At 27.9% G+C, this 26,184-nt stretch carries 22 protein-coding genes; 18 read left to right on the top strand and 4 right to left on the bottom strand.

All coding sequences use genetic code 11. The annotated features are described in order from the left end of the window. The first annotated feature begins 139 nt into the window (after positions 1–139). From CLPA_RS17690 to CLPA_RS17655, 8 genes are all read left to right on the top strand, one after another. Positions 140–763: a DUF47 domain-containing protein gene (locus CLPA_RS17690; RefSeq protein ID WP_003448045.1), complete on the top strand. Its 624-nt coding sequence runs from the start codon at positions 140–142 to the stop codon at positions 761–763. Next, on the top strand, positions 756–1,754 hold the full coding sequence (locus CLPA_RS17685) for an inorganic phosphate transporter (RefSeq protein WP_003448046.1): 999 nt from the start codon (positions 756–758) through the stop codon (positions 1,752–1,754). Before CLPA_RS17690 ends, CLPA_RS17685 begins: the two co-directional genes overlap by 8 nt. A gap of 280 nt (positions 1,755–2,034) precedes the next feature. Continuing rightward, a complete protein-coding gene (cwlD, locus tag CLPA_RS17680; protein WP_371877734.1) occupies positions 2,035–2,754 on the top strand; it encodes an N-acetylmuramoyl-L-alanine amidase CwlD in 720 nt (239 codons plus the stop codon). A 344-nt stretch (positions 2,755–3,098) separates the two neighbouring features. Further along, a complete protein-coding gene (locus CLPA_RS17675; RefSeq protein ID WP_003448049.1) occupies positions 3,099–3,941 on the top strand; it encodes a fumarate hydratase in 843 nt (280 codons plus the stop codon). Positions 3,942–4,069: 128 nt separating this feature from the next. Further along, entirely contained in the window at positions 4,070–4,633 is a 564-nt protein-coding gene (locus CLPA_RS17670; protein WP_003448050.1) for a Fe-S-containing hydro-lyase, read from the top strand. Between the two features lie 73 nt (positions 4,634–4,706). After that, positions 4,707–5,225: a citrate lyase holo-[acyl-carrier protein] synthase gene (locus tag CLPA_RS17665; protein ID WP_003448051.1), complete on the top strand. Its 519-nt coding sequence runs from the start codon at positions 4,707–4,709 to the stop codon at positions 5,223–5,225. Positions 5,226–5,821: 596 nt separating this feature from the next. Next, entirely contained in the window at positions 5,822–6,514 is a 693-nt protein-coding gene (locus tag CLPA_RS17660) for a tetratricopeptide repeat protein (RefSeq protein ID WP_003448052.1), read from the top strand. Positions 6,515–6,767: 253 nt separating this feature from the next. Then, entirely contained in the window at positions 6,768–7,529 is a 762-nt protein-coding gene (locus CLPA_RS17655; protein WP_003448053.1) for a DeoR/GlpR family DNA-binding transcription regulator, read from the top strand. A gap of 69 nt (positions 7,530–7,598) precedes the next feature. On the opposite strand, the gene CLPA_RS17650 is transcribed toward CLPA_RS17655, so the two are convergent. After that, positions 7,599–9,602, bottom strand: coding sequence for a sigma 54-interacting transcriptional regulator (locus CLPA_RS17650; RefSeq protein WP_003448054.1), 2,004 nt, complete (start codon positions 9,600–9,602; stop codon positions 7,599–7,601). Positions 9,603–9,895: 293 nt separating this feature from the next. Between CLPA_RS17650 and ptsP the strand changes: the two genes are divergently transcribed. Then, positions 9,896–11,509 (top strand): phosphoenolpyruvate--protein phosphotransferase, encoded by a 1,614-nt coding sequence (gene ptsP / locus CLPA_RS17645; protein WP_003448055.1) that lies wholly within the window; start codon positions 9,896–9,898, stop codon positions 11,507–11,509. Between the two features lie 164 nt (positions 11,510–11,673). Here the strand turns inward: ptsP and msrB are convergent, their stop codons facing one another. Then, complete coding sequence (gene msrB / locus CLPA_RS17640; protein ID WP_003448056.1) at positions 11,674–12,126, bottom strand: peptide-methionine (R)-S-oxide reductase MsrB; 453 nt, start codon at positions 12,124–12,126, stop codon at positions 11,674–11,676. Between the two features lie 320 nt (positions 12,127–12,446). On the opposite strand from msrB, the gene CLPA_RS17635 reads away from it, so the two are divergent. Both CLPA_RS17635 and CLPA_RS17630 read left to right on the top strand, forming a co-directional pair. Beyond that, positions 12,447–15,227 carry a sigma-54-dependent transcriptional regulator gene (locus CLPA_RS17635; RefSeq protein WP_003448057.1) on the top strand — a complete coding sequence of 927 codons (2,781 nt, stop codon included), beginning with the start codon at positions 12,447–12,449 and terminating at the stop codon, positions 15,225–15,227. Positions 15,228–15,428: 201 nt separating this feature from the next. Continuing rightward, complete coding sequence (locus CLPA_RS17630) at positions 15,429–15,848, top strand: PTS sugar transporter subunit IIA (RefSeq protein ID WP_003448058.1); 420 nt, start codon at positions 15,429–15,431, stop codon at positions 15,846–15,848. A gap of 245 nt (positions 15,849–16,093) precedes the next feature. Here CLPA_RS17630 and CLPA_RS17625 read toward each other — a convergent pair whose 3' ends face one another. Next, entirely contained in the window at positions 16,094–17,389 is a 1,296-nt protein-coding gene (locus CLPA_RS17625; RefSeq protein WP_003440352.1) for an IS110 family RNA-guided transposase, read from the bottom strand. 408 nt (positions 17,390–17,797) lie between these two features. Between CLPA_RS17625 and CLPA_RS17620 the strand changes: the two genes are divergently transcribed. The 6 genes from CLPA_RS17620 (at position 17,798) to CLPA_RS17595 (ending at position 24,669) form a co-directional block, all read left to right on the top strand. Next, positions 17,798–18,280 carry a PTS sugar transporter subunit IIB gene (locus tag CLPA_RS17620; RefSeq protein WP_003445675.1) on the top strand — a complete coding sequence of 161 codons (483 nt, stop codon included), beginning with the start codon at positions 17,798–17,800 and terminating at the stop codon, positions 18,278–18,280. Between the two features lie 180 nt (positions 18,281–18,460). Beyond that, entirely contained in the window at positions 18,461–19,231 is a 771-nt protein-coding gene (locus tag CLPA_RS17615) for a PTS mannose/fructose/sorbose transporter subunit IIC (protein WP_003445677.1), read from the top strand. A gap of 24 nt (positions 19,232–19,255) precedes the next feature. Further along, a complete protein-coding gene (gene manZ / locus CLPA_RS17610; protein WP_003445679.1) occupies positions 19,256–20,080 on the top strand; it encodes a PTS mannose transporter subunit IID in 825 nt (274 codons plus the stop codon). 284 nt (positions 20,081–20,364) lie between these two features. Further along, positions 20,365–21,468, top strand: coding sequence for a hypothetical protein (locus tag CLPA_RS17605; RefSeq protein WP_003445681.1), 1,104 nt, complete (start codon positions 20,365–20,367; stop codon positions 21,466–21,468). A gap of 165 nt (positions 21,469–21,633) precedes the next feature. Next, positions 21,634–23,346 (top strand): methyl-accepting chemotaxis protein, encoded by a 1,713-nt coding sequence (locus CLPA_RS17600; RefSeq protein WP_003445682.1) that lies wholly within the window; start codon positions 21,634–21,636, stop codon positions 23,344–23,346. A 114-nt stretch (positions 23,347–23,460) separates the two neighbouring features. Next, positions 23,461–24,669 carry a tetratricopeptide repeat protein gene (locus tag CLPA_RS17595; RefSeq protein WP_003445684.1) on the top strand — a complete coding sequence of 403 codons (1,209 nt, stop codon included), beginning with the start codon at positions 23,461–23,463 and terminating at the stop codon, positions 24,667–24,669. A 116-nt stretch (positions 24,670–24,785) separates the two neighbouring features. Here CLPA_RS17595 and tnpA read toward each other — a convergent pair whose 3' ends face one another. After that, positions 24,786–25,208 (bottom strand): IS200/IS605 family transposase, encoded by a 423-nt coding sequence (gene tnpA, locus CLPA_RS17590; protein ID WP_003441862.1) that lies wholly within the window; start codon positions 25,206–25,208, stop codon positions 24,786–24,788. Between the two features lie 635 nt (positions 25,209–25,843). On the opposite strand from tnpA, the gene trxA reads away from it, so the two are divergent. Beyond that, complete coding sequence (gene trxA / locus CLPA_RS17585; RefSeq protein WP_003445685.1) at positions 25,844–26,155, top strand: thioredoxin; 312 nt, start codon at positions 25,844–25,846, stop codon at positions 26,153–26,155. Positions 26,156–26,184: the final 29 nt, after the last annotated feature.

The raw sequence follows: 26,184 nt of genomic DNA, 5'->3' as shown, positions 1-26,184 counted from the left end.
TTCAGTTATGAAATATTTATTCAATAACAGTTGATATTATAATGAATTTTATAGACGATAGTAATGGATTTGTGAGGAATGAATTTAAATTTATTTAGAATAGCTTGTTATTTATTGATATTAATATAGGAGGGTTAGTATGTTTAGTTTATCTCCAAAAGATGAAAAATTTTATGATTTATTTATTGAAAATGCACGTACTATTTATGAAACTTCTTTATTATTTAAGAATTTTGTAGAAGACGTTTCTGATCCAGATGAAAAATTAAAAGAAATAAAGCAAATGGAAAAAATAAGTGACAATCAGCAACATAATATATTAAATGAACTTAATAAAACGTTTATAACACCCTTTGATAGAGAAGATATATATTCTATATCTAAAGAAATGGATGATATAGTAGATTTTATAGAAGCAAGTGCTAGCAGATTTGTCATGTTTAACGTAGATGTAGTAAAAGATGAATCAAAAAAGTTAGTGGATTTTGTGGTTAGTTGTTGCTTTTACATAATAAAGTTAATGGAAGAATTTAAAAATATGAAGAATAATGATAAGCTTACAGAAATCATTATAGAAATAAATAAAATTGAAGAAGAGGGAGATTATTTATTTAGAAATGCAGTAAGAGAGTTATTTATAGATGATATACCAGTTTTAGATGTAATTAAGTGGAGAGAAATATATCAGTATATAGAAAATACTTTGGATGCTTGTGAGGCGGTTGCAAATATTATTGAAGGAGTTGCTATGAAGAATGCATAGTTCGATAATATATTTATCTGTGATTATTGTAGTTTTAGCCTTAATCTTTGATTTTATAAATGGATTCCATGATAGTGCAAATGCAATTGCAACTTCTGTATCTACTAGAGTATTGAGTATGAAATGGGCTATAATTATGTCAGCGGTACTTAATTTTATAGGGGCTTTTATGAATGAAAAGGTGGCAAAAACTATAGGAGATGGTATAGTAAATACTAACTTGATATCACCTAGTGTTATAATTATAGCAATTTGTAGTGCTATAATTTGGGATTTATTAACTTGGTATATAGCTATTCCAAGTAGTTCTTCACACGCATTAATAGGAAGTTTGATAGGAGCTTCTATTGTTTATCAAACATCTTTTTCAGTAGTCAATTGGACAACCTTCCTTATTAGAGTTATTATACCGTTATTTTTATCTCCAATAGTAGGATTTATTTTTGGATATTTATGTATGATTATTCTTCAGTGGATACTTAGAGGTATAAAACCATCAACTGTTTCTAGCTTTTTTGCAAAAGCACAAATAACATCAGCAATGCTTATGGCATTAAACCATGGAGGAAATGATGCTCAAAAATCAATGGGAGTTATATCTATGGCATTAGTAAGCGGAGGATTAATTAGTAATTTTTATATTCCTACTTGGGTAAAGGGATCTTGTGCTTTAGCAATGGCATTGGGGACTTCTATTGGTGGGTATAAAATAATAAAAACAATGGGGATGAATATGGCAAAGCTTGCACCTGTAAATGGATTTGCAGCTGAAACCAGTGCAGCAGCCGTTATTTTTTCATCTACAATGATGAATGCTCCGGTTAGTACTACTCAAATTATATCATCATCTATTATGGGCGTAGCTGCATCTCATAGGTTGTCATCTGTTAGATGGATAATTGCAAAAAATATATTATGGGCATGGATAATTACTATACCTGTGTGTATTTTAATTTCAAGTATAATATCTTTAGTAATAAAAATGTTATAATTAATGCAAAAATAATTTTTTATATTTAATAAGCATAAGTAGAAATTTAATCTATTTAATGCTTATTATTTTTTTATATAAAAATATGTGTATTAGGTAAAAATATTTATGAGATTATTGTTTTATGGATGTAATGATGAAAGTATATTTATTAATTAGATTTTATATTAAGGTTATAAATTAAATTAGTCCGGATAAAATTGCTATAAAATTTCAGATTAAAAGTATTTAATATAGTAAATAATAAAATTTGACTAAAAATTATATATTTTTTATAGAGGTGAACATAATGAAAAAGAAATTACAATTTTTTAACATAGCTTTATTATTAATAGCCATATTTTTTTTAATGAATGATTCTATTAATGCCCTTGAAATTGAAAAAGATTCAGAATTTAAAGTTGATGATAAAAAAATAATATTAATAGATCCTGGGCATGGAGGAATGGATGGAGGAGCTATATCTAAAAATGGCACTGTAGAAAAAAATATTAATTTAAGTATAAGTTTGAAATTGAAAAAACATTTAGAAAAAGAGGGCTTCAAGGTAGTAATGACCCGTGAAGAAGATAAAGGATTATACAGTGATTCTGGTAAAATCAGAAAGAAAAAGAATGAAGATTTAGAAAATAGGTGCAAGATGAAAGAGGATAGTAATTGTGATATGTTTATAAGTATACATCTTAACATGTTCCCTCAGAGTAAATATTATGGATCACAAGTTTGGTATTCATCTAATCCAAATAGTGAAAAACTTGCACATATAATACAAGAAAACTTTAGAGGTGATTTAAAAGATGATAGTAAAAGAATTGAGAAGGCAGCATTAAATTCATATAAAATTTTAAGATGTGGTAAAGATATACCTTCTGTCATCGTAGAATGTGGGTTTCTATCAAATCCATCAGATGAAAGTAAGCTAAAAACTGAAGATTATCAACAAAAAATAGCTGATTCATTATTAAAATCCATAAAAGTATATTATAATAATAGTAAATAATAGATAATAATAGAAAAAGTTTTTTAGCAAGTATTTAATTTAGTAATTTATTAATAGAAATAAACTTTAATATATAGAATTTAAACAATATGTACTTCATAAGATTAAATATAATAAACTGTATAAAGTACTATTATGCAGTTTATTATATTTATTAACATGTATAATAAAACTAATTTTTTAATTGATTATTAAATTTAAATAAGTTTTATAAAAGTGTATAATTATATAAATAAATAATATGGTATTATTAATAATTTAAATTAGTTATTGCAATTCTTTACTATATATAGTGTAATGAATATATGATAAATATAGAATAGGAAAATGAAAGGTAGAAGCATATGAGACAAATAGATTCTAAAGAAATAACCAATGTTGTGAAAAGTCTCTGTATGGAGGCTAATTATTATCTTCCACAAGATATTTTTGATAAAGTTGAAAAATCATACTTTGATGAAACATTTCCTATAGCTAAAGATACTCTTGAAATAATAATAAAAAATAGCAATATAGCTAAAGATGATAAGGTACCTATATGTCAGGATACTGGAATGACTTGTGTATTTATAGAAATAGGACAAGATGTACATATTGTAGGTGATTTAATAGATGATGCTATTAACAAAGGGGTAAGATTAGGATATGAAGAGGGTTATTTAAGAAAATCTGTAGTAAAAGATCCAATTGAAAGAATAAATACTAAAGACAATACACCTGCTGTAATTTATTATGAATTTGTAAAAGGTGAAAATATAAAAATTACTGTGGCACCTAAAGGATTTGGTTCTGAAAATATGAGTAAAATTAAAATGTTAAAACCTTCAGATGGGCTGGAGGGTGTTAAAAATTTCATATTGGATACAGTAAAAGAGGCAGGACCTAATCCATGTCCACCAATTGTTGTTGGGGTAGGAATTGGTGGTACTTTTGAGAAAGCTGCCCTATTAGCTAAGAAGGCACTTCTAAGGCCTATAGATGTTAGAAATAAAAATTTATTTTATAAAAAACTTGAAGAAGAAATGTTAGAAAAAATAAATGAGATTGGTATAGGACCACAAGGATTTGGAGGAAAAACTACTGCATTAGGTCTAAATATAGAAACATTTCCGACTCATATTGCAGGGTTACCTGTAGCAATAAATATAAGTTGTCATGTAACTAGGCATATAAGTAGAATCTTATAAGTTTATAATAAATATCAGTATGATTAGATTAATTTCAGAGTTGTATAAATGTAACTATAATAGAAGTGTAAATTATAAAATAAGTTATTAGATTTATTGTAATAAGGTTAATATTTAGGAGGGATATGATGGCTATAAGTATTAATATTCCATTTACTGAGGAAGAAATATGTAAATTAAAAGTAGGAGATAAAGTATTGATCTCAGGAACAATATATACTGCTAGAGATGCTGCTCATAAAAGATTAATTGAGCTTTTGGATAGGAATAAAGATTTACCAATAGAAATAAAAAATCAAATTATATATTATGTAGGTCCAACACCTGCAAAACCGGATAAAATAATTGGGTCAGCGGGACCAACTACTAGTTATAGAATGGATTCTTATACTCCAAAGCTTTTGGATATGGGGCTAAAAGGAATGATAGGAAAAGGATTAAGATCAAAAGAGGTTGTGGAATCTATCGTAAAAAATAAAGCTATTTATTTTGGAGCTATAGGTGGGGCGGCTGCCTTAATATCTAAATGTATAAAAAAATCAGAAATAATAGCTTATGAAGACTTGGGGTCCGAAGCTATAAGGAAGCTTCAAGTAGAAAATTTCCCTGCTATTGTAGTAATCGATAGTTTAGGAAACAATCTATATGAATATGGTCAAGAAGAATATTTGAAATATACAAAAATGGTCTAATAATTAGTTTTATAATGGGGATGTTGGAAGGGAGATAGAGGAGAATATATTAAGAATTAATTCTTCGGTAGATATGGAATATGATAAACGTGAAATATTTTTAGATAGAAAGAAAAGATATGTTTTTCAGAAAAAACTGATAGATAAGTATAAAAAGACACTTTTATCAATTAAAGTAAACCATCCTAGTAATAACACTACTACTGTAAATATAATTAAGTCCATGGATGATATAATAACAGATATTTTTAATGATAAAATTTATTTGAAAATTTTTAGAATTACTTTAGAAGGTCCTGTTGTTATTATTCTTTTAAATATTGATGAGATAGAGGCTAAAAAAGTTTGTATGGAGATAGAAGATAAACATATGTTGGGTGGATGTATAGATGTCTGTGTATATAATTCAAATCATAAGCTTATAAGCCGAAAGGATTTTGGGTATGAGAAGAGAAGATGTTTTATATGTAATAATCTAATTGATTACTGTGTTAAATATAAAATACATACTGATATTGAAATATTAGAAAAAATGAGAAAAATATATTTATCATATGTAAATAAATATTACTCTAGTAGATTTAATAAATAATGAATTTGTTATAAGTAGATTATATAAAAGCACGCTAAAAAGCGTGCTTTTATAAATAAGGGGTAATTTGTAATAAGTAAGTTTTCTATATATATATAAATACTTATTATCTAATTAAATAAAAAAGATCTAATAATATATTTTTTGTAATTAAATAATATTTAATTATAATTTAGCATACTTTTACTTTAGTTTAATAAAAAAATATATTATTACGTTTATAAATTACTTGACACTATATATTGTAATATTATTTTAGAAGTATTACAATATATAGTTATATACAAAAATATACTATAATGCCTATATTTCTACATAAAACGTCAATAGAAATTGAAACTAAATTATATAATTTTTATATCCTATAAAAAATCATGTATAAAAGTTAAAAAAAGGATGATATTTATAATAATTTGTATGAATTTAAATTAAAAATATTTATTATAAATTCAGTAAAAGTATTCATTTAATAAATTAGCATATATGATATAATATGTGCTAAAGAAATGAATGAATATGTGTATAATAATTCATTTAAAATTATAAATTTTAACCTATTAAAATCACTCAATGTGGAATGATTAAAGGAGGAAAATATGTATAAAAATCATAAATTTAAAATTAAATTAATAGTATTAATTGTATTTTGTATAATAGGTATTGGTATATTAGTTTATAATGGGAAAATTAATTACAAAAACAAATATATTGTTAATAAAAATATAAATTCTGTTAGAGAAGAAAGTAAAAATAAAGAAGATAAAAATAAAAAACAATTAGATGCAAAAAGAAAAGAATTAGATGATTTGTGTGAACAGGGATATAATGATTTTGAAGCAAAAAAATATGCTGAAGCTATAGAGAAAGAAAATCAAGTTCTAACTCAGGATCCTGATAATTATAGAGCGTATACTATAAAAGGTATAGCTATTTGTTATTCAAAACTTACTTCTGAAAATTATAAGGAAGGAATAAAGGAAATTGATAAGGCATTAGAAATTAAATCGGATTATGGATATGCACTTTTTAATAAAGCTTTAGCATTTGAGCTATATGGATATTACGATGAGGCGTTAATTTGGTATGATAAAGATTTAGCTGTAGAAAATAGGGTATGGAGTTATTATGGTAAGGCTTCTATATATGGTAGAAGAGGAGATGTTACTAATACAGTAAAAAATCTAAAAATAGCCATAGACATGCAAAACAATATAAAGGATGTAGCAAAAGAAGAAACTGACTTCGATAATGTAAGAGATAGTTATGAATTTAAGCAATTAGTAAATTAAATATTAGTCTAACAATCTACATAGAGTATGTAAAAAATTATTTTGTTTTTTGATAAAACAAGGATTATAGGATTTGTCTTTATTAGTATAAACAAATAAAAATTTAAATATGTAGGAATATGATTACAATACATTATATTTTATAAAATAATTACAAATAAACAAAAAATATATTGACAGTTGATCAGTAAAGGTTTACAATAAAAGCATAAAGTAACATAAATAAAAATTGATCAAGATGAGAGTGATAGGTATGTTTGCAGAAGAACGACAGAGAGAAATTAGTTTAATCTTAAATGAAAACGGCAGCGTAAAGGTAAATGAACTTTCTGAGCATTTTAATGTTTCTGAAGCTACAATAAGACGAGATCTTCAAGAAATGGATAGTAAAAGGCTTTTGAAGAAAACTCATGGTGGTGCAGTAAAAATTGACATTACAAATTTTGAACCATCTTTTATGGATAAAAAAGATGAAAGAAATGAAGAAAAACAATCTATAGCAAAATATGCAGCTAGTATGATTAAAAATGGGGATACTATAATTCTTGATTCTGGTACTACTACTTTAGAATTAGCTAAAAATATAACATCAGAAGATATAACTGTTATAACAAATTCAATAGATATAGCAGCTGAATTATCTAATAACAGTGGAATAAAGTTAATTTTAACAGGAGGGGAATTAAGATGTAGAACTAGGGCCATGGTAGGGCATATATGTGAAGGGATGTTGAAAGATTTTAGAGTGGATAAAGCATTTATTGGTGCTAATGGAGTGTCATTAACTGAGGGAGTAACTACACCGGATATAACGGAAGCTCAAACTAAAAAGGCCATGATAAACTCAGCTAATAAGGTGATACTTGTAATAGATAATTCTAAACTTGAAAAGATATGCCTTTCTGTAATGTGTTCTATTACAGAAATATCTACAATTGTTACTAGTGGAGATGTTCCTAGAGAAGTAGTTAATGATTTTATAAGACAAGGCATTGAATTTATAATTGGTAAATAAATATTATAGAATGAAAATATAATGAATTTATATAGAGATTTAATACTGAAAATAATATTATTTTCAGTATTAAATCTCTATATTATATTTTTTACATTTTAAAGCTACTGTTCTGTGAGTAATTCCGAGAGCCTTTCCAGCTTTATTATAACTTTTATATTTTTTCATTGCTAAGATTATTATTTCTTTTTCATAATCTTCAAGCTTCATTAAATCATCATTTTCTTTAAAATTAATTAGGCCCATATTTTCAGGTGTTATATTTGTAATATACATAGGTAAATCTTTTGCAGTAATAATATTTTTATCACACATGTTAATGGCTCTTTCTATGATGTTTTCAAGTTCTCTTATGTTTCCTGGCCAATGATAGTTTTGAAGATATTGTAGACTTTCACTGTCAATAGAATACATAGGCTTATTTAATTTTAAAGTAAGCTTTTTTATAAAATGTTCTACTAGTAAATTTATGTCTTCTATTCTTTTTCTTAAAGGTGGCAGAGGGATTGTGATGACATTCAATCTATAATAAAGATCCTCTCTAAAATCACCTGTTTTGATCATTTCTTCTAAATTTCTATTAGTTGCAGCTATTATTCTTACATCTACTTTATGTGTAAATAATCCTCCAACACTTTCAAATTCTTTTTCTTGTATTACTCTTAATAATTTTACCTGCATAGGCTTGGGCATGTCTCCAATTTCGTCTAAAAAAATTGTTCCATCATTAGCTATGCTGAATTTTCCAGGTTTATTTTTTAATGCTCCAGTAAAAGCACCTTTTTCATATCCAAATAGTTCACTTTCAAATAAGTTTTCTGGTATAGCAGCACAATTTATTCTAACAAAAGGTTTATCTTTTCTTGAACTATTATTGTGTATAGCTTTTGCTACTAATTCCTTACCAGTACCACTTTCACCTCTTATCAAAACAGTAGAGGTAGTAGCTGAAGCTTTATCTGCTATAATAAGGGCATCTTTTAGAACTCTTGAATTACCAATAATATTATTAAAGTTTCCACTAAGCATAGTATGTCTTTTTAATTCAGATTTGTAATAATTTAATTCTTCTTCAGATTTCTCCAGTTTATTGGCCATATCTTTTATTTCATTTACACTTTTAGATATAGAAATAACCCCTTTAAAATAGTTGTCTATAAATATTGGTTCTACTGTAGATATTATATCCACATCATTTTTACTGTATAATTGATTTTCCATAGGATTTTTTGTATTAAAAACCTTCATTCTATATCCATTTGGTGAAATATCTATGAGATCTTTACCCAGTATGTCAGAAGATTTTAGGTTAAAGATGGTTTCATAGGGAGGGTTTACGTAACTTATTTTTCTGTGTTCATCTACAAAACATATTAAATCATGAGAAGCTTCTAATATTTTTTTGAATTTTTCATTTAATTCTTTCATACCAAGTACTTCCGAAATATCTTGAAACACTCCAATAGCACCTATTAATTCTCCATTTGAAATTATTGGAGAGCGATTTACAAGAACAATTTTATTGTTTATATGTTGAGTTTTACCAAGTTGTTTTTCCTTAGAAGAAAGAATAAAGGGAAGTTCAGAAGTTGGTATAATATCTGAAACAGATTTCCCAAGTACTTCTTCGGATTTTTTTTCAATTAGATTAAGTGCATATTGATTCATTGAAATAATATATGAATGAGTGTCTATTACTATTATTCCTAAAGGGATATTCTCAAGTATTTGTTCTTTTGCAATAGTATTTTGCTCAATTATATCATCTAAATTTGATATAGGAGTATCATCAAGATCTATTCCTGCAGTTATAAAATCACATAGTTCAAGAACCGCTTTTTGACCTAAATTAGTGTCTTCCTTACAGGATATTTGAATCATTTCCCCGTTTTGTATTCTTTGAGAAATTAAAGCAAGTATGCTTATTGCCATAGGTTCTGTAGCATCAATTTTTTTTATATACAAATTTATATTATATTTATCTTTAAGTTCTGAAGATTTATGAACTATCATAGCAGCTATTCTTGTATGAATACCATTTTTACAATTCACAATAATACAATTTTTAAACATGATAATCTCCTTTACTTGTTGTTGATAAAAAATATCAAAACAGCATAAATTGTTTGATATTTTTTATCAATTCAATTGTACACCTTATATGATGATAAATCTAGAGGTTTATTTTAAAAGAATGTAAAATTAATGTAGAAATATGTTGATAAAAAATATCAATAAATTATGTACATAAAAATTTATTTTATATAGAAAACTACTATTTATAAGGCTTATAAATTTTTGTTTTAATTGGCACGATTTTTGCTTTATAAATATATAAAATTATTTATCTAGTGGGAGGAAAAAATATGAAAAAAGGAATTGCGGCTTCAAAAGGATATGCAATAGGTAATGTTGTAATAAAGGCTAACATTGAAATTGAGATTACTGATAAAAAAGTGGATGATATAGATGTTGAAAAGAAGAGATTAAGTACTGCTATTGAGAATTCTAGAGCACAATTACAAAAGATTAAGGAAAAAGCAGAAAAAGAATTAGGCGCTGACAAAGCAGCTGTTTTTGAAAGTCACATTATGCTTTTAGATGATCCAGAATTTACTGGAGCTGTTGAAGGTAAAGTAGCTTCAGAATCAACAAATGCAGAAAAAGCTGTTTCAGAAGTGGTAGAAATGTATATGGGAATTTTTGCAGCTATTGAAGATGAATATATGAGAGAAAGAGCAGCAGATGTTAAAGATGTAGGAAAGAGAATAATAGGAAATTTAGCAGGAACAATAACTGGAGATGGTGATTTAAATGAAAATACTGTAATAGTAGCTCATGATTTGACACCGTCAGATACAGCACAGCTTGATAGAAGTAAAGTTATTGGTTTTTTAACTAATATAGGAGGAAGAACTTCTCATAGTGCAATAATGGCTAGAACTCTTGAAATACCAGCAGTAGTTGGCCTTAATGATATAACAGAAAGTGTTAAAGATGGTGATTTAGTTATTGTAGATGGTATCGAAGGTGAAGTAATAATAAATCCTGATGAATCTACACTTAAGATATATACTGAGAAAAAAGATAAGTTTGAGAAAGAAAGAGAAGAGCTTAAAAAATTAATAGATGTAGAAACCAAAACTAAGGCAGGAAAACGTGTAGAGGTTTGTGGAAATATAGGTAAAGCTCAAGATGTAGAAGGAGTCTTAGCTAATGGAGGAGATGGTATAGGATTATTTAGAACTGAATTCTTGTATATGGATAGAGATTCAATACCAACAGAAGAAGAACAATTTGAATCTTATAAATATGTTGTAGAAAAAATGGAGGGAAGACCTGTAGTTATAAGAACTCTTGATATAGGAGGAGATAAAAAACTACCTTATTTACCATTGCCAGAAGAAATGAATCCTTTCCTTGGATATAGAGCTATAAGACTATGTCTTGGAAGAAAAGATATATTTAAAGTACAGTTAAGAGCATTACTTAGAGCTTCTGCTTTTGGTAACCTAAAGATAATGTTCCCAATGATTTCTTCATTAGAAGAATTTTTAGCAGCAAAGGAAGTTTTATCAGAGTGTATGGAAGAACTTAAAGCTGAGGGAAAAGAATTTAATGCTGAACTTGAAACTGGAATAATGGTAGAAATACCAGCAGCTGCTGTTATGGCCGATGAACTTGCTAAATATGTAGATTTCTTTAGTATTGGAACTAATGATTTAATTCAATATACATTGGCAGCAGATAGAATGAATGAAAATGTATCTTATCTTTATAATCCAATGCATCCAGCAGTACTTAGATTAATAAAGATGACAATAGAAGCAGCACACAAAGAAGGAAAATGGTGTGGAATGTGTGGTGAAATGGCTGGAGATGAAAAAGCTATTCCTACACTTACTCAGTATGGCTTAGATGAGTTCTCAATGAGTGCATCTTCTATATTAAGTGCTAAAAAATATATAATGAATAATTAATTAATTATTATTATATAGAAAAAGCGGTTTTATAACTTATATAGGTTATAAAACCGGCTTTTCATTTATACTATTAGGTTCTTATTTTTAATAATTATGGATAGGAATATTCCTAAATTTAATAATGTTTATTCCTTGTGAAACGGTATTTTTCACAAGGAATATTAATCAAAAAAATACATATATTCTTCATATCCTTCTTCTTTAAGTTTATCCTTAGGTATAAATTTTATAGAAGCACTATTTATACAATATCTTAATCCACCTTTTTTGGCAGGACCATCATTAAAAACATGTCCTAAATGAGAATTTGCGTATTTGCTTCTTACCTCTGTTCTTATTACTCCATGAGAGGTATCCAGATTTTCTTTTATATTTTCCATATCTACAGGTTTTGAGAAACTAGGCCATCCACATCCTGAATCAAATTTGTCTCTTGAAGTAAATAGAGGCTCACCGCTACAGACGTCTACATATAATCCATCTTCATAGAAATTCCAGTATTCATTTTCAAAGGCTTTTTCTGTAAAATTTTCTTGTGTAACTTTATATTGTAATTTTGTAAGCTTTGTTCTTAGTAAATCTGTATTATTTTTAATATAGCTAAATTTTTTCATAATTACCTCCTAAAGTAATTAATATTATCAAATTGTAATAATAAATAGATAATATTAATTAATAGTCGTTAAAAGTATTATACTTTATTTTCAGTATTATGCAATGGGTTATTGTATTTATTTATGATTTACAGTTTAAACAATGAAATAAATATATACTACAATAGATTATGTTAAATATAAAAGATATATTATATTTTCAATTATATAATTTTTAAAAAGTAGTTATATTATATTTGAAAGAATATAGTAATACAGTTTATAATGTAGATAATGATACAAAATAGTATTAGTGTATTAAAGAATGGAGGAGTTATATATTGAAAAGAATAGATAGAATATACGAATACATTATACAACAAACCGAAAAGTTCACTTTAGAAGAACTAAAAAATAATTCGGGCTTTAGTGCAATGGAAATATCTAAAAAACTTAATATACTTAGAAATAATGTAAGTATGGAATTAAATCAATTACTTAGAAATGACAAGATAATAAAGATAAAATCTAGACCTGTGTTATATCTAGACAAAAGATGTGTTGAAAGAATTCTAGATAAGAAATTAGAGAATAAGTCTATTGAAATAAATAGTATAGATGATATTTTATTACAAGGTAATGCAATAAATAGTGAAAGCTCTCCTTTTGATAAACTTATAGGAGCTAAAACTAGTCTTAAAAATCAAATTGAGCAGGCTAAAGCTGCAATTTTATATCCACCTAATGGATTAAATACTTTGATTGTAGGTCAGACAGGGGTTGGAAAAACATTATTTGCCAATATGATGTATAATCAAGCAAAACATGTAGAGAAAATTGGTAAAGATTCACCTTTTATTGTATTTAACTGTGCAGACTATTATAATAATCCGCAACTTTTAATATCCCACTTATTTGGTCATGTTAAAGGTGCATATACTGGAGCGGATGCAGATAAAGCTGGAATAATTGAAAAGGCAAATGGAGGGATTCTATTTTTAGATGAAATACACAGATTACCTCCAGAAGGTCAAGAAATGCTGTTTTACTTTATGGATACAGGCAATTTTAACAGGTTAGGTGAAACAGAGAGAAATAGAAAATCATGTATTCTGATAATTGGAGCCACTACTGAAGATCCCAATTCATCTTTATTGAAAACGTTTATAAGAAGAATACCTATTATTATAACTATACCAAGTTTTGAAGAAAGAGCTTCAAAAGATAAAGTTGACTTAATAAAATTTTTATTTTCTAACGAAGCACACAGAGTGAATAAAGCTATAAAAATTGAAGAGGAAGTAGTAAAAGCTCTCATAGGTAGTACTACTTATGGCAATGTTGGTCAGTTAAAATCCAATATACAACTCATATGTGCCAAGGGTTTTTTGAATAGTATGGCTAATAAGGAGTATATTGAAATTCAATTTAAAAGTCTTCCTTCAGATATTAAAAATGGATTATTCTATTTAACCGGTAAAAGGAAGGAGATGGAAGAAATATCTAATTACCTAGAGTCACAGTTAGTAGTAACACCAGATGGTTATAATGAATTAAGCCATATAGACTCCTATGATTTACCCTTTAATCTGTATAAAATTATAGAAGATAAAGCTGCTATATTAAAGGAAGGTGGAGCAGATAAAGAATATATAAATAATTTTATAACTACAGATATCAATATTCACATTAAATCTTTTTATAATAAAGTTAAGAATAATGAAAATGATAGGAATAAGATTTTAAAAATAGTAGATGAGGATATATTAAAATTTTCAGAAGAAGTAATTCATATGGTTGAGAAAGAAATTAATAAAAAACTATCTGACAGGTTTTTATATGCATTGAGTTTACATTTAAGTTCTTTTCTAAATAGATTAAAGAATAAAAGGGCTTTAAAATATACAAATATGGATGGAATTATTGATGATAAAAGAGAGCAGTTTAATATAGCACTAAATATAAAAGGTATGGTAGAGAAGAAGTTTAATGTAATAGTTCCGGAAATTGAGGTAGTATATTTAACTTTGTTATTAAATTCCATTCAAGAAGAGAAGAGTAATGGCCATGTTGGCATTATTGTAGCCGCTCATGGGAGCAGTACTGCTAGCAGCATGGTTGATGTAGCAAAGCAACTCTTAGGGAATAGCAGTATAGAGGCTCTAGATATGCCGCTGGATGTTAATCCTACGGAAATTCTTGAAAGAATAATAGAAAAAGCAAGAGAGCTTGATACAGGTAAGGGAGTTTTATTATTAGTAGACATGGGATCACTAGCAAATTTTGATACAGTAATATCTGAGAGAACAGGAATAAAGGTAAAAACTATAGATATGGTGTCTACGCCTATAGTGTTAGAGGCTATTAGAAAAGTTAATATTTTAGATATGGATATAGACAGCGTTTATCATTCAATAAAAGATTTTAAAGGTTATGGGCGATCAGAATTAATAAGAAGTGAAGATAACAATTTAAAGGCAATAGTTACTATTTGTTCCACTGGTGAGGGAACCGCAGAGAAACTGAGAGAACTTATAGAAAATATTATTATGAATATAACCAGTGATGAAATAGAGGTTATTCCTGTTGGTGTAAGAAATCTGCAGGAGAATATAAAATCCATAGAAAAAAAATATAAAATTATAGCTTCTGTTGGTATCATTGATCCTAAAATTCAAGTACCTTTTATTTCTATTGAATCTTTAATTGGGGGTAATGGAGAAGAATTATTATCAAATATAATAAAAAACAAATTTACTTTTATAGAAGAAAAACAACATAATATAGTATCAAAAAAAATATGTGAAGATAGTTTAAATCAATTTTTAACTTATCTTAATCCATCTAAAATAATAAGTGTATTATTTGATTTTATAAGTGTATTGGAAAAAAATTTAAATATAAAATTTAATAATTCTATGAGTATCAGATTGATGGTACATGTAGGCTGTGCACTGGAAAGAGCTATAATAAGAGATCCATTAGTGTATAAGTATGATAAAAGCATATTAGATAAAAAAGTTATTGAAAGCATAAATAGAGCAAGTAATATTTTTAAAAGCACAATAAATGTGAAACTTAGTGAAGATGAGATTTATTATATATCAGAAATGATTAAATAAATGTATTAAAGTATCTATAGAGTATCAAAAATGAAATAAGTGTATCAATTATTGAGTTTTTGATACAAAATATTATGTATAAAATCAGTAAAATAGCCAAGTTGTAAAAAATATTTTTTGATACACAAAATTGGCATGGTAGTTGCTATATAAATAAGTGTAAACAATTTAATATTAAAAAACTTAAAGGGGGGAATGGGAATGACAGCAATAATTATAGGAACACATGGTAAGTTCTCAAAGGAAATATTAAGATCATCAGAAATGATTTTTGGAAAACAAGAAAACGTTTCAGCGGTTACTTTTGAACCAGGAGAAGGACCAGATGATCTTTTAGAAAAGTATAAGAAAGAATTAGAACAATTGGATTCAAAAGAGGGAACACTTTTTATGGTAGATTTATTTGGGGGAAGTCCATTTAATGCAGCCAGTAGAATAGTAGCAGAAAATGAAAATATGGATATTGTAACAGGAATTAATCTGCCAATGCTTTTAGAGGTATATGGTGCTAGAAGTTTTTCAAGTATTGAAGAACTGGTTAATATAGCTAAACAGTCAGCTTGTGAAGGAATAAAATCTTTAAAAGAGGCTTTGTTGCAGCAAGATGATGAAGAACTGTAATAAATAAAACCATAAAATTAAATGAATGAAAGTAATATTATCTTGATTTTAAGCAATCATACTAAATTTTATATTTAATGATAACGTTTAAATAATCTGATGAAAAGTTATAAGACCAGCTAGTAAAAGTCAATAAAAATTAAAAAAATAATTTATGAGTAAAAATTTGCATAGCAAATAATCCATTGAAAAAGCACGAACAATGGAATTAATTGTAAGATGATTAGTCTTTAAGTTTTTAGCCGTTAGGCTGCTGTAGTAGAACCATTATTAAGATACATTTTAATATGTATTTTAGGATCACGTATTTCATACTCTTTTTGGTTCCTTAGGACGGAGAATATGTAATTAACAAGTTTATGCATTATTGCCACTAAAGCAACCTTTTTGCTTTTACCATTTAGGTTTTCTTTATAGTAGGTAAGTAAAACTTTGTTTATAGGTTCACCGCTTCTACTGGTTCGTATGGATGCTAATGCCACAGCATATAAGGCTCTTCTGCCTATTCTGGTACCACGTTTAGACATAGTATTTTTATTACTGTTAAACTTACCAGATTGATTGACAGATGGGTCAATACCAAAGTAAGCAACTAAATGTTTAGCTTTTACAAAACCTTTAATATTGCCTATTTCACTCATTATTGTGATGGCAGTTAATTCACCAATACCTGGTATTGAGTAAATCAATTGAACATTTTTCTTAAATTGCTCTGAAATCCTATTGCTTTTCATCAATGAATGAATTTCATTTAATAAATTGTTAAGCTGATTTTCTAAAGTTTCTATTACAGAAATTGTGTTCATGATTTTTACAAACAGGCTAGGCGATTTAAGACCAATGTAAATAGCTTCTTCAGCAGCATCAATTAGCTTTTTATAGATTTTTTCACTATATGTTAGTCCTTTTCTTGAATGACTGCGAATAAGATCTATTAACTCATTTTTATCAGCATTTAAGATAGCTTTAGGACTTGAATATTCTTTTAAAATTGCTATTGATGTTTTGCAAGTAATGTTTGAAAAAACAGAGCTATAGCTAGGAAAAATAATTTTTAAGTCGGTAGAAAGCTTTTTCTTAAAAGTAGATTTACTATCAGTAAACTTATAGTAATCTCTACAGAGAGCTTTTAAGGTATAAATTTCAATATCAAATGCAGAAGTATATTTAACATTTTGAAATTTGCCTATTTTAGCAATGGTTAATGCATCTTTTTTATCATTTTTCACTTTTCTTATGTCTCCATTCTTGTTACAATTAGTAATGAGTGGATTTAAGATACATGTTTCAAATGTATCCCTAAGAAAGTGGAAAAGAGTAAGATGGTATACACCAGTAGATTCCATGAAAATTGCCGTTTTCATGTTAAACTCTTCTTCCGCTTTTTTTATTTGATCTACTAGGTAATCAAAACCATTTCTATTGTGCTTAATTTTAAAAGGCTTTCTATAAACTTCACCGTCAGGTGCTAGTATAGCAACTACTGAAAAGTCTGCTGATACATCGATTCCAACTATTGGTCTATAAAAAAATTTACTCATAAAATAATATCTCCTTTGCTTTGTGAGATAGAATAGATATTCCATTTCTATCAGTAATTCTATAACCTTGTTTGTGACACGGGTAATTCCCAAAGGGAAACCCAACCAGCTAAACATAGAACTCTCACTGATGGAATGATACGCTAATTTTCGGGTATCAATGACTCGTTAGAGTTACTTCCCAGGAGGAATACATCTATCTTCTATTCAGGAGATATTATACATCAATATTTACTAGTATGGATTCCCACTTGGGAAAAATAGAAAACTAAGTTAGATGAGATTAGTACACCCTATCGGGTAGAAAATCTTCGAATAAATTAAAAGAAATGAGTTGTAATGTTCGTTAGAATTCAAGATAGTTTTCTATTGAATGTTATGACTACATTATACAAGGAGGAATTAAAAATGAATATAAATTTTGTAAGAGTTGATGACAGATTAATACATGGTCAGGTAGCTACCGTTTGGGTAAAGGAAACAAAATGTAACAAAATAATAATTTGCAGTGATGAGGTTGCTAAAGATACTCTAAGAAAGACATTAGTTTTACAGGTAGCGCCTCCAGGAATAAAAGCTTATGTATTACCTATTGAAAAAGCCCTTGAAGTCTATAAAAATCCTAAATATGACTCTTTTAAAGCGTTAATACTTTGCACAAATCCAGTGGATGTTTTAAGACTTGTAGAGGGGGGGATGGATATTAAATCTGTAAATCTTGGAGGAATGTGCTATAAGGAAGGAAGAACACAAATTAGCAGTGCAGTATCTCTTGGACCTGAGGATATTAGTGCTCTAAAGAAAATGCATGAAATGGATATTGAGCTTGAACTTAGAAAAATTGCAAGTGATTCAAAAGTTGATGTAATGAGTAAAATCAAAGATCTATAGAAATAGTTTTGAAATTATAGTTAGTCAAAAAAGATATCTCTCTGATTTAAATTAATTAGTAATAATATTTATTAGGATATATTAAGGGAGAAATCTTTTCTGATATATTTCTAATCCTTAGATTTAAAGAATAAGGAAGAGGATAGGAAAAAATAAAATATATTAAAAGGGGGATTATACATGTCTACTATTCAATTTATTTTAGTACTTGTTGTTGCAATGATAACTGGTATGGGAAGTGTACTTGATTCTATGGAAACTCATAGACCAATAATTGCTTGTACATTAATTGGACTTGTACTAGGAGATGTAAAAACAGGAATTATTTTAGGAGGAACGCTAGAACTTCTAGCCTTGGGGTGGATGAATGTTGGAGCAGCTATGGGACCAGATAGTGCTCTTGCCAGTGTAGTTGCTACTATACTTGTAATAACCGGACATCAGCCTATAGCATCTGGTATAGCTATAGCAATACCAATTGCAGCAGCAGGTCAGGTTTTAACTATATTTGTAAGAACTATAGCTGTGTTCTTTCAGCATCTTTCAGACAAATATGCTGAAGATGCCAATTTTAGAGGGATAGAAATAGCTCATTTCACAGCACTTTTGCTTCAGGGACTTCGTATTGCAATCCCAGCTGCACTAGTAGCGGCAGTAGCTGGAACCAGTGGAGTTGAAGCAATGCTTGCAGCAATACCAGTACCAATTACAAGAGGACTTCAAATTGCTGGTGGTATGATAGTTGTTGTTGGTTATGCTATGGTTATTAACATGATGGAGGCAAAATATCTAATGCCATTCTTCTTTGTTGGGTTTGTAATAGCAGCATTTACTACATTTACTCTTGTTGGATTCGGTATAATTGGTCTATGTGCAGCTATATTCTATATACAATTAAATCCTAAATATAGTCAGCAGGCTCAAGTTTACGATGAATTAGATGATCTATAATTAAGAAAGTAAGGGGGTTGTAATATGAGTGAAAATAAATTAACTAAAGGCGATTTAAAGAGTATGTTCTGGCGTTCATGGTGGTTACTTGGTTCCTTTAACTTTGAAAGAATGCAAAGTATGGGATTTTGCGTATCAATGATTCCAGCTATAAAGAGATTATATAAAGACAAAAAAGATCAATCAGCAGCGTTAAAAAGACATTTAGAATTTTTTAACACACAACCATATATGGCTGCACCTATTATGGGGGTTACAGCAGCTATGGAAGAACAAAAATCCAATGGAGCTCCAATCGATGACGCAGCTATCAGTGGTGTAAAGATAGGACTTATAGGACCGCTTGCAGGTGTAGGTGACCCTATATTCTGGGGAACTTTAAGACCGGTTTTTGCAGCATTAGGTGCATCAGTAGCTCTTACAGGAAGTATAATTGGACCCTTGCTATTTTTCATACCATTTAATATATTGAGAATATTAACACTATGGTTTGGTGTACATTATGGATACGAAAAAGGAACATCTATAGTATCAGAAGCAGCCGGAAATACACTTCAAAAAATTACAGAAGGTGCTGCAATAGTAGGACTTTTCATAATGGGTGCTTTAGTTTGCAAATGGACTAATATAAATGTACCATTAGTAATTTCTTCAGTTAAAGGTTCAGATGGAAAGATGGTTGTAACTACTGTTCAGAATATGTTAGATTCATTAATTCCAGGATTATTACCATTATTATTGACATTCCTATGCATGCATCTATTAAAGAAAAAGGTTAGTGCTATTGTAATAATATTTGGAATGTTTGCTCTAGGTATACTTGGATATATTGGTGGATTCTTAAAATAAGTGTTATAATTTAGAAAAGCTTTATTTTGTAGAATAGTCATTAAAGAGGAGTTTGTAATATAAGTTAAGGCTATCTCATATTATAAGAGGTAGCCTTGATTTATATAAACACACCTATATGATTCAGGAAGTAAAGTTTCTTTTTAAATTTTAGAATTGATTATCTAGGGAGTCGGTGCAATTCATAAGTCTTAGAAGTCTTTGTTAACGGTGTTATGTTGTTATCTACAATGAAAGTGGGGAGCTGCAAGGCATCAATATTAGACGGAGGAGGGTATTATAGTATGATACTCAATATTATGATTATTATTGTGGTAGCAATAATAATTATTATATTTTTATACTTATTAATTATTAATTTTTATCAGAAAAAGTATTATGATCAGGCATATAGACCTAGGGCTATAAAGTTTGGAAGAATTCCAAGATATCCTGAAAAATGTATTATAGAAGGAATAGTAGGGTTATCCAGTGAAAAGCAGTATCAAGAGGCAGCAGCCCTTAAAATGATAAATGATAGGATTTATCCTAAGGAAGATATATCTATAGAAAATATTAACTTTCTTATGGGGTATACCTATGGAGTTACTTTTAATACAATAAAAAAAGATTTTATACCCTTTAGGGAACCTATAGAGGGATTGAGAATTGCTGCACCGTTTATAGGACTTCATATGGATTATTTTACAACCTACAGTCCAAATGCTTTTATCAGTACTATGAAAGAATATATTTCACAAGGTTATCTTGTATTAGTTCAAATAGATATGGCTACTCTATTAGGAACAAAGGGTTTTTATTCAAACAGTGAACTTTTGGTGGGTTATAATAGAGCAGGCTTTTATTATTATGAAACTATGGGGAAGGACAACAGGGAAAGAAAATATATTTCTAAGCAGAAGTTGATAGATGCAACAAATAAATTAAACGCTAAATTTAGAAAGCCTTGGAGATATGGGTTTTGCATTTTTACTACTAGAGAGAAGAAGAAAAATATCAATAAGATTTTAAAGAGAAATGGCAATAGTTTAATTGGAGAAAAGGTTAAATCTGTTTTTTCTGGTGTACAGGCAATAGCAGAGTTTGGAAAATATATAGAAGAGACAAAGTCTTTTAACAATGAATGGGTACTTCAAACCTTAGCATATACAAGGGAAGATAATGCAAAGTTTCTTGAAAATTTTTTTAAGAATAATGATGAAATAATTAAGGCGTCAAAGTTATTCAAGATGGCAAGTGAAAATTATGAAAAAGCACTTAAAATAATTAAAAATAACAGTAATGATGAGGGCATAAAAAATTTAAGGGAACTTTTAATTGAAAATTGTAAACTGGAAGAACAAATTGGGAATATTTTTAAGAAAGTTTCGGATTGTAATACGAATTGAAGAAGCAATAAATGAGTATGTGTAATATTGTTGCTTTGTGTTAACAAAATATTAAAATAATATTAAAATAATGTTAAGAGTAGGTTAAATCAAATAATGCCATGTCAATTAATATAAGATGGTGTCGATATATAATATTATATTAACTGAATGGAGAGTGTATTTATGAAATGCTTTAATGATTTAAGAATTTCACAAAAATTAGTATCAGCATTTATTTTAGTAGCATTATTTATTGGAATTGTTGGATTTATGGGAATAAATAATATGAGGATAATAAATTCAAATGCTATTTCAATGCATGATTATAATTTAGAATCCATAAAGAATTTAACCACTTTAAAGCAGAATTTTTCCGAAGCACGGGCAGATTTATTAAAACTTGTTTATCAAAAAAATAAAAGTCAAAGTAATGAAGATCTTAAAAAAGAAATTAACGATTTCATAAATAAGAATAAATCAATTATACAAAAGTATGAAACAACAATACTATCTGATGAGGAAAAACCAGCTTTTTCACAGCTAAAAAAAGATGTGGATTCCTATAGAGCCATTATTGAAGCTGTCATAAAGCATGTTGACGAAAATAACTATGATGCTGCAGGAGATATTTTTTCAAAATCTGAAGTAAGAGAAAAATTATATAATGATTTAAATAAATTAATTGAAATAAATACTAATCAGGCAGACAATTCCTATAAAGAAAATAATGTAACCTATAAAAGCTCTTTATATAGTGCAATTTTTGTGGCTGCTTTAGGTTTAATTATTGCTATTGTATTTGGGACATTAATATCAACTATGATTTCAAGACAAGCAAATCAGGTTTTAACATTTGCTAAGGCCCTTGGAAATGGTGATTTAACGCAATCTATAAATATAAATTCAAAAGATGAAATGGGTAATCTTGCTAAGGCCTTAAATCAAGCAGGCTCTAATGTAAGAAAATTAATATCTGAAATAATAGACAGTGCCAGTGATATTAGTGCGGGCGGTGAAGAATTATCTGCTATTACTGAAGAGGTTTCTTCCAAGGTGGAAATAGTTAGTGAATCAACTGAGCAAATAGCCAGAGGAGCACAAGATTTAAGTGCTACTACTGAAGAAGTAAATGCTTCAGTGCAAGAAATTAGTGCAACTACAAATGAATTTGCAAGTAAGGCAAAGGATGCTACTATTTCCGTAAATAATATAAAAAAACGTGCTTTTGATATAAAGGAAAAAGCTACAAAAAACATAGAAGAGGGAAACTTGATTTATAACGAAAAATATTCAGATATTATAAAGTCTATAGAAGAAGGCAAAGTTGTTGAAGAAGTAAAGACTATGGCTGACTCTATTGGAGATATAGCAGCTCAAACTAATCTTCTTGCGTTGAATGCAGCTATAGAGGCTGCAAGAGCAGGTGAACAAGGTAAAGGCTTTGCTGTAGTTGCAGAGGAGGTAAGGAAGCTTGCTGAGCAATCTTCACAAACGGTTCTAAATATTCAAAATATGGTATCCCAGGTAGAGGAAGCATTTGATAACTTATCTCAGAGCGGACGTGGAGTGTTAGAATATATTGTAAACAATGTAAAACCAAGTTATGAGCTGCTTATGGATACTGGTGTTCACTATGAAAAAGATTCAGAATTTGTACGTAATATGTCTGAGGAGATTGCAACTTCCTCTAAACAGATGAATGAAGTTATAGAACAGGTAAATAGTGCTATACAAAGTGTTTCTACTACAGCGGAAGAATCAGCATCAGGTTCTGAAGGAGTACTAAGTGGTATAAATGAAATATCAATGGCTGTTAATGAAGTAGCAAAATCTGCCCAAAGTCAGGCTGAACTTGCAGAGAGGCTTAATAATATGGTTCAGAAGTTTAAAATTTAATAAACTAATTTAGTAATATCCTAAAATATTGTAGATATAATTGTGGTATATTATAAAAAACAGATATAGTATTATATACTTATGAAATAAAGTAATTAGTTAAAAGGGGATATTATGGATAAAACAAATACATATTATGAAAAAGCATTAAATTATTACCATAAAGGGTACATAGATAGAGCCATAGAATTATGTGAAAGAAACATTTCCGAAAATATAAAAAATAGAGCTGCCATAGATTTAAAAGGACTTTTGTATTATTTAAAAGGTGATATAAAAAATTGTAAAACTCTTTGGAAACTTAATTTACAGTTAAATGATGATAAGGTTGCAAAAAAATATCTTGAAGGATTAGAAAAGGATGAAAAAAGGTTAAAAGTCTATGTGAAAGCAATAAAAGAGATTAATAGTATGAGAATAAATGAAGCTTTGGAACTTCTATTGGAATGTGATAATAGTGATTTTAACACTATTAATGTAAATAATTATCTATGTATTTGTTATATAAAACAGGGAGATTTTGAAAAGGCAAGAGAAAAGTTGGAAAAAGTTATATCTTTGGATAAAAATAATTCTATGGCTTTGGAAAATAAAAGGATATTAGTAAAATACGAAGAATTTAAAAATAAAGTTTTTAATAAAAAATATTTTTATGGTTTAGCAATAATAACTATTTGTTTAGCTATAGTATTTATAGTCAATTTAAATACAAAATTATTTAATATGTCTTTTTTAGAGTCTAAAAAAAGTATTCCTTTAAGTAATAATAAAACTAATGAAAAAGTATCTAATAAATCTTTACAGATTAATTCAGCTAAAGGTAAAAATGAAAATTCTGAAAATATACAATTTCCATATGACAAATTTAAAAAAGCTGTTGATAATAAAGATTTTGAAAATCTATATATTTATGTTGAGCAGTGGAAGAATAGCGATTTAAGGTTGAATTATAAAGAAATGCTATCTCATGGAGAAAAACTTTTAAAAGAAGAAGGTATTGGTTATTTTTATAGACAAGGAACACTAGCTTTTGATAATAAAGATTATAGTAAAGCCATTAATGAATTTTTAAGAGCCTTTAACTATGGTAAGGATAATTATCTGTATCCTCATGTAATATATTTTATAGGAGAAAGCTATAAAAATATAGGAGATTATGAAAATGCTGTAAAGTTTTATACAATGTATGATGAAAAGTTTTATAAAGGCGATTATAAAGATATAGTACTCTATAATATGGCAATGATAAGTAAAAATATAGACATTAATAAAGCAAAAGAATATGCAAAACGTTTATCTAGAGAATATAGTCAGTCTAGTTAGCAACCACCATTTCAAATGGTGGTTTAATTTTGGTCCCTCCAGGACACGTTACTGGCACGCCTAAAGGCGGTTTCGCAAAGCCATTTTTACTGGTTACCTCTCATGCGAGGCCTTTGCTATTTTCTTCCGTCTTCTAGTTTATCACTCTCTTCTTGTTGCCTTATATACTCTATTATTGTATCTTCATTTACATTTCCTACCGTTGCTACATAATAACCTCTTGCCCAGAAATGTCTTTCTCCCCATCTACTTCTATACTCTGGATGCCTATCAAACAACATTAATGCACTTTTTCCTTTTAAATATGCCATACACTCAGATACACATAATTTTGGTGGAATTGCTATATACATATGAACATGATCTTTACAAACCTTTCCTTCTATCAATGTGATCTGCTTCATTTCACATAACTTCTTTAAAATTTCTACTATATCTTTTTTTGTTTCACCATACATTATTTTTCTTCTATACTTTGGAATAAACACTATATGATATGTGCAATTCCATCTAGTATGTGCTATACTTGCATTATCCATTTGGATAACCTCCTTTGATTTGATACGGCCTGCGAAACCTGTATCATTATATCATTGGAGGTTCTTTTACTCTAGCCAAATCTACTGCTTATTCTATTCGCCCCATCTCAGATGGGGGATTAATATACTGTGTCATTTATAATAATTCTAATATAAAGGATATATTGAAAAATTAAGTTATATATATAATAATATTAATCTATAATATTTAATCTATAAGGCAATAATATATTTATAATACGTAGAATTTTATAATTATAAATAAACAAATTTCAATAGTTAATTATTTTAAAAATATTTAAAATAATATTTTTATATTATGTATTTTATAACAATGAACTAACTACAAAAAAGATACTTATTATAGTAATTGGTAATAAAATTAGCGATATATTTAATGATTGAATTATTTTTGTTAAATAACCACAGTAATTAATTTATAATTACTGGTTGGAAAAGTGTATATGATGTATAATTAAACTGATAATTATTTGTAGGCTTTATTGTATTGATAATTAATATTATATAATATATAATATTATATAAGTAAAGTCTAATTGTATAAATAAATTGCTTAATTTATTAATAACTGTATACACAATTTTAAATCTTTGTGTATTTAGGGAGGAATTTTTATGGTTAAAGATATTAATGATAGTAATTTTCAAGAAGAGGTTAAAGCTGGAACGGTAGTAGTAGATTTTTGGGCAGCATGGTGTGGACCTTGTAAAATGCTTGGACCTGTAATTGAAGATTTATCAGAAGAATTAAATGATAAAGCTAAATTTGTAAAAGTCAATGTTGACGAAAATCCAATAGTAGCTAGTCAATATAGAATAGCGAGCATTCCTACTGTGTTAGTATTTAAAGATGGAAATGTAGCTGAGACACTAGTTGGTTTTAGACCTAAAGCCGGACTAAAAGAAGTATTACAAAAACATATATAAGGTTTTATAATGGGTGTAGAATTATAATA

The organism is Clostridium pasteurianum DSM 525 = ATCC 6013 (genome assembly GCF_000807255.1).
GTDB lineage: Bacteria > Bacillota > Clostridia > Clostridiales > Clostridiaceae > Clostridium_I > Clostridium_I pasteurianum.
This window is presented reverse-complemented; position numbering and strand designations above follow the sequence as displayed.

What these genes read in the sequence shown, in the direction of transcription:
- CLPA_RS17690 (WP_003448045.1), top strand. Translation starts at nt 140, where the DNA reads ATGTTTAGTTTATCTCCAAAAGATGAAAAATTTTATGATTTATTTATT.
- CLPA_RS17685 (WP_003448046.1), top strand. Translation starts at nt 756, where the DNA reads ATGCATAGTTCGATAATATATTTATCTGTGATTATTGTAGTTTTAGCC.
- CLPA_RS17675 (WP_003448049.1), top strand. Translation starts at nt 3,099, where the DNA reads ATGAGACAAATAGATTCTAAAGAAATAACCAATGTTGTGAAAAGTCTC.
- CLPA_RS17670 (WP_003448050.1), top strand. Translation starts at nt 4,070, where the DNA reads ATGGCTATAAGTATTAATATTCCATTTACTGAGGAAGAAATATGTAAA.
- CLPA_RS17665 (WP_003448051.1), top strand. Translation starts at nt 4,707, where the DNA reads ATGGAATATGATAAACGTGAAATATTTTTAGATAGAAAGAAAAGATAT.
- CLPA_RS17660 (WP_003448052.1), top strand. Translation starts at nt 5,822, where the DNA reads ATGTATAAAAATCATAAATTTAAAATTAAATTAATAGTATTAATTGTA.
- CLPA_RS17655 (WP_003448053.1), top strand. Translation starts at nt 6,768, where the DNA reads ATGTTTGCAGAAGAACGACAGAGAGAAATTAGTTTAATCTTAAATGAA.
- CLPA_RS17650 (WP_003448054.1), bottom strand. Translation starts at nt 9,602, where the DNA reads ATGTTTAAAAATTGTATTATTGTGAATTGTAAAAATGGTATTCATACA.
- ptsP (WP_003448055.1), top strand. Translation starts at nt 9,896, where the DNA reads ATGAAAAAAGGAATTGCGGCTTCAAAAGGATATGCAATAGGTAATGTT.
- msrB (WP_003448056.1), bottom strand. Translation starts at nt 12,126, where the DNA reads ATGAAAAAATTTAGCTATATTAAAAATAATACAGATTTACTAAGAACA.
- CLPA_RS17630 (WP_003448058.1), top strand. Translation starts at nt 15,429, where the DNA reads ATGACAGCAATAATTATAGGAACACATGGTAAGTTCTCAAAGGAAATA.
- CLPA_RS17625 (WP_003440352.1), bottom strand. Translation starts at nt 17,389, where the DNA reads ATGAGTAAATTTTTTTATAGACCAATAGTTGGAATCGATGTATCAGCA.
- CLPA_RS17620 (WP_003445675.1), top strand. Translation starts at nt 17,798, where the DNA reads ATGAATATAAATTTTGTAAGAGTTGATGACAGATTAATACATGGTCAG.
- CLPA_RS17615 (WP_003445677.1), top strand. Translation starts at nt 18,461, where the DNA reads ATGTCTACTATTCAATTTATTTTAGTACTTGTTGTTGCAATGATAACT.
- manZ (WP_003445679.1), top strand. Translation starts at nt 19,256, where the DNA reads ATGAGTGAAAATAAATTAACTAAAGGCGATTTAAAGAGTATGTTCTGG.
- CLPA_RS17605 (WP_003445681.1), top strand. Translation starts at nt 20,365, where the DNA reads ATGATACTCAATATTATGATTATTATTGTGGTAGCAATAATAATTATT.
- CLPA_RS17600 (WP_003445682.1), top strand. Translation starts at nt 21,634, where the DNA reads ATGAAATGCTTTAATGATTTAAGAATTTCACAAAAATTAGTATCAGCA.
- CLPA_RS17595 (WP_003445684.1), top strand. Translation starts at nt 23,461, where the DNA reads ATGGATAAAACAAATACATATTATGAAAAAGCATTAAATTATTACCAT.
- tnpA (WP_003441862.1), bottom strand. Translation starts at nt 25,208, where the DNA reads ATGGATAATGCAAGTATAGCACATACTAGATGGAATTGCACATATCAT.
- trxA (WP_003445685.1), top strand. Translation starts at nt 25,844, where the DNA reads ATGGTTAAAGATATTAATGATAGTAATTTTCAAGAAGAGGTTAAAGCT.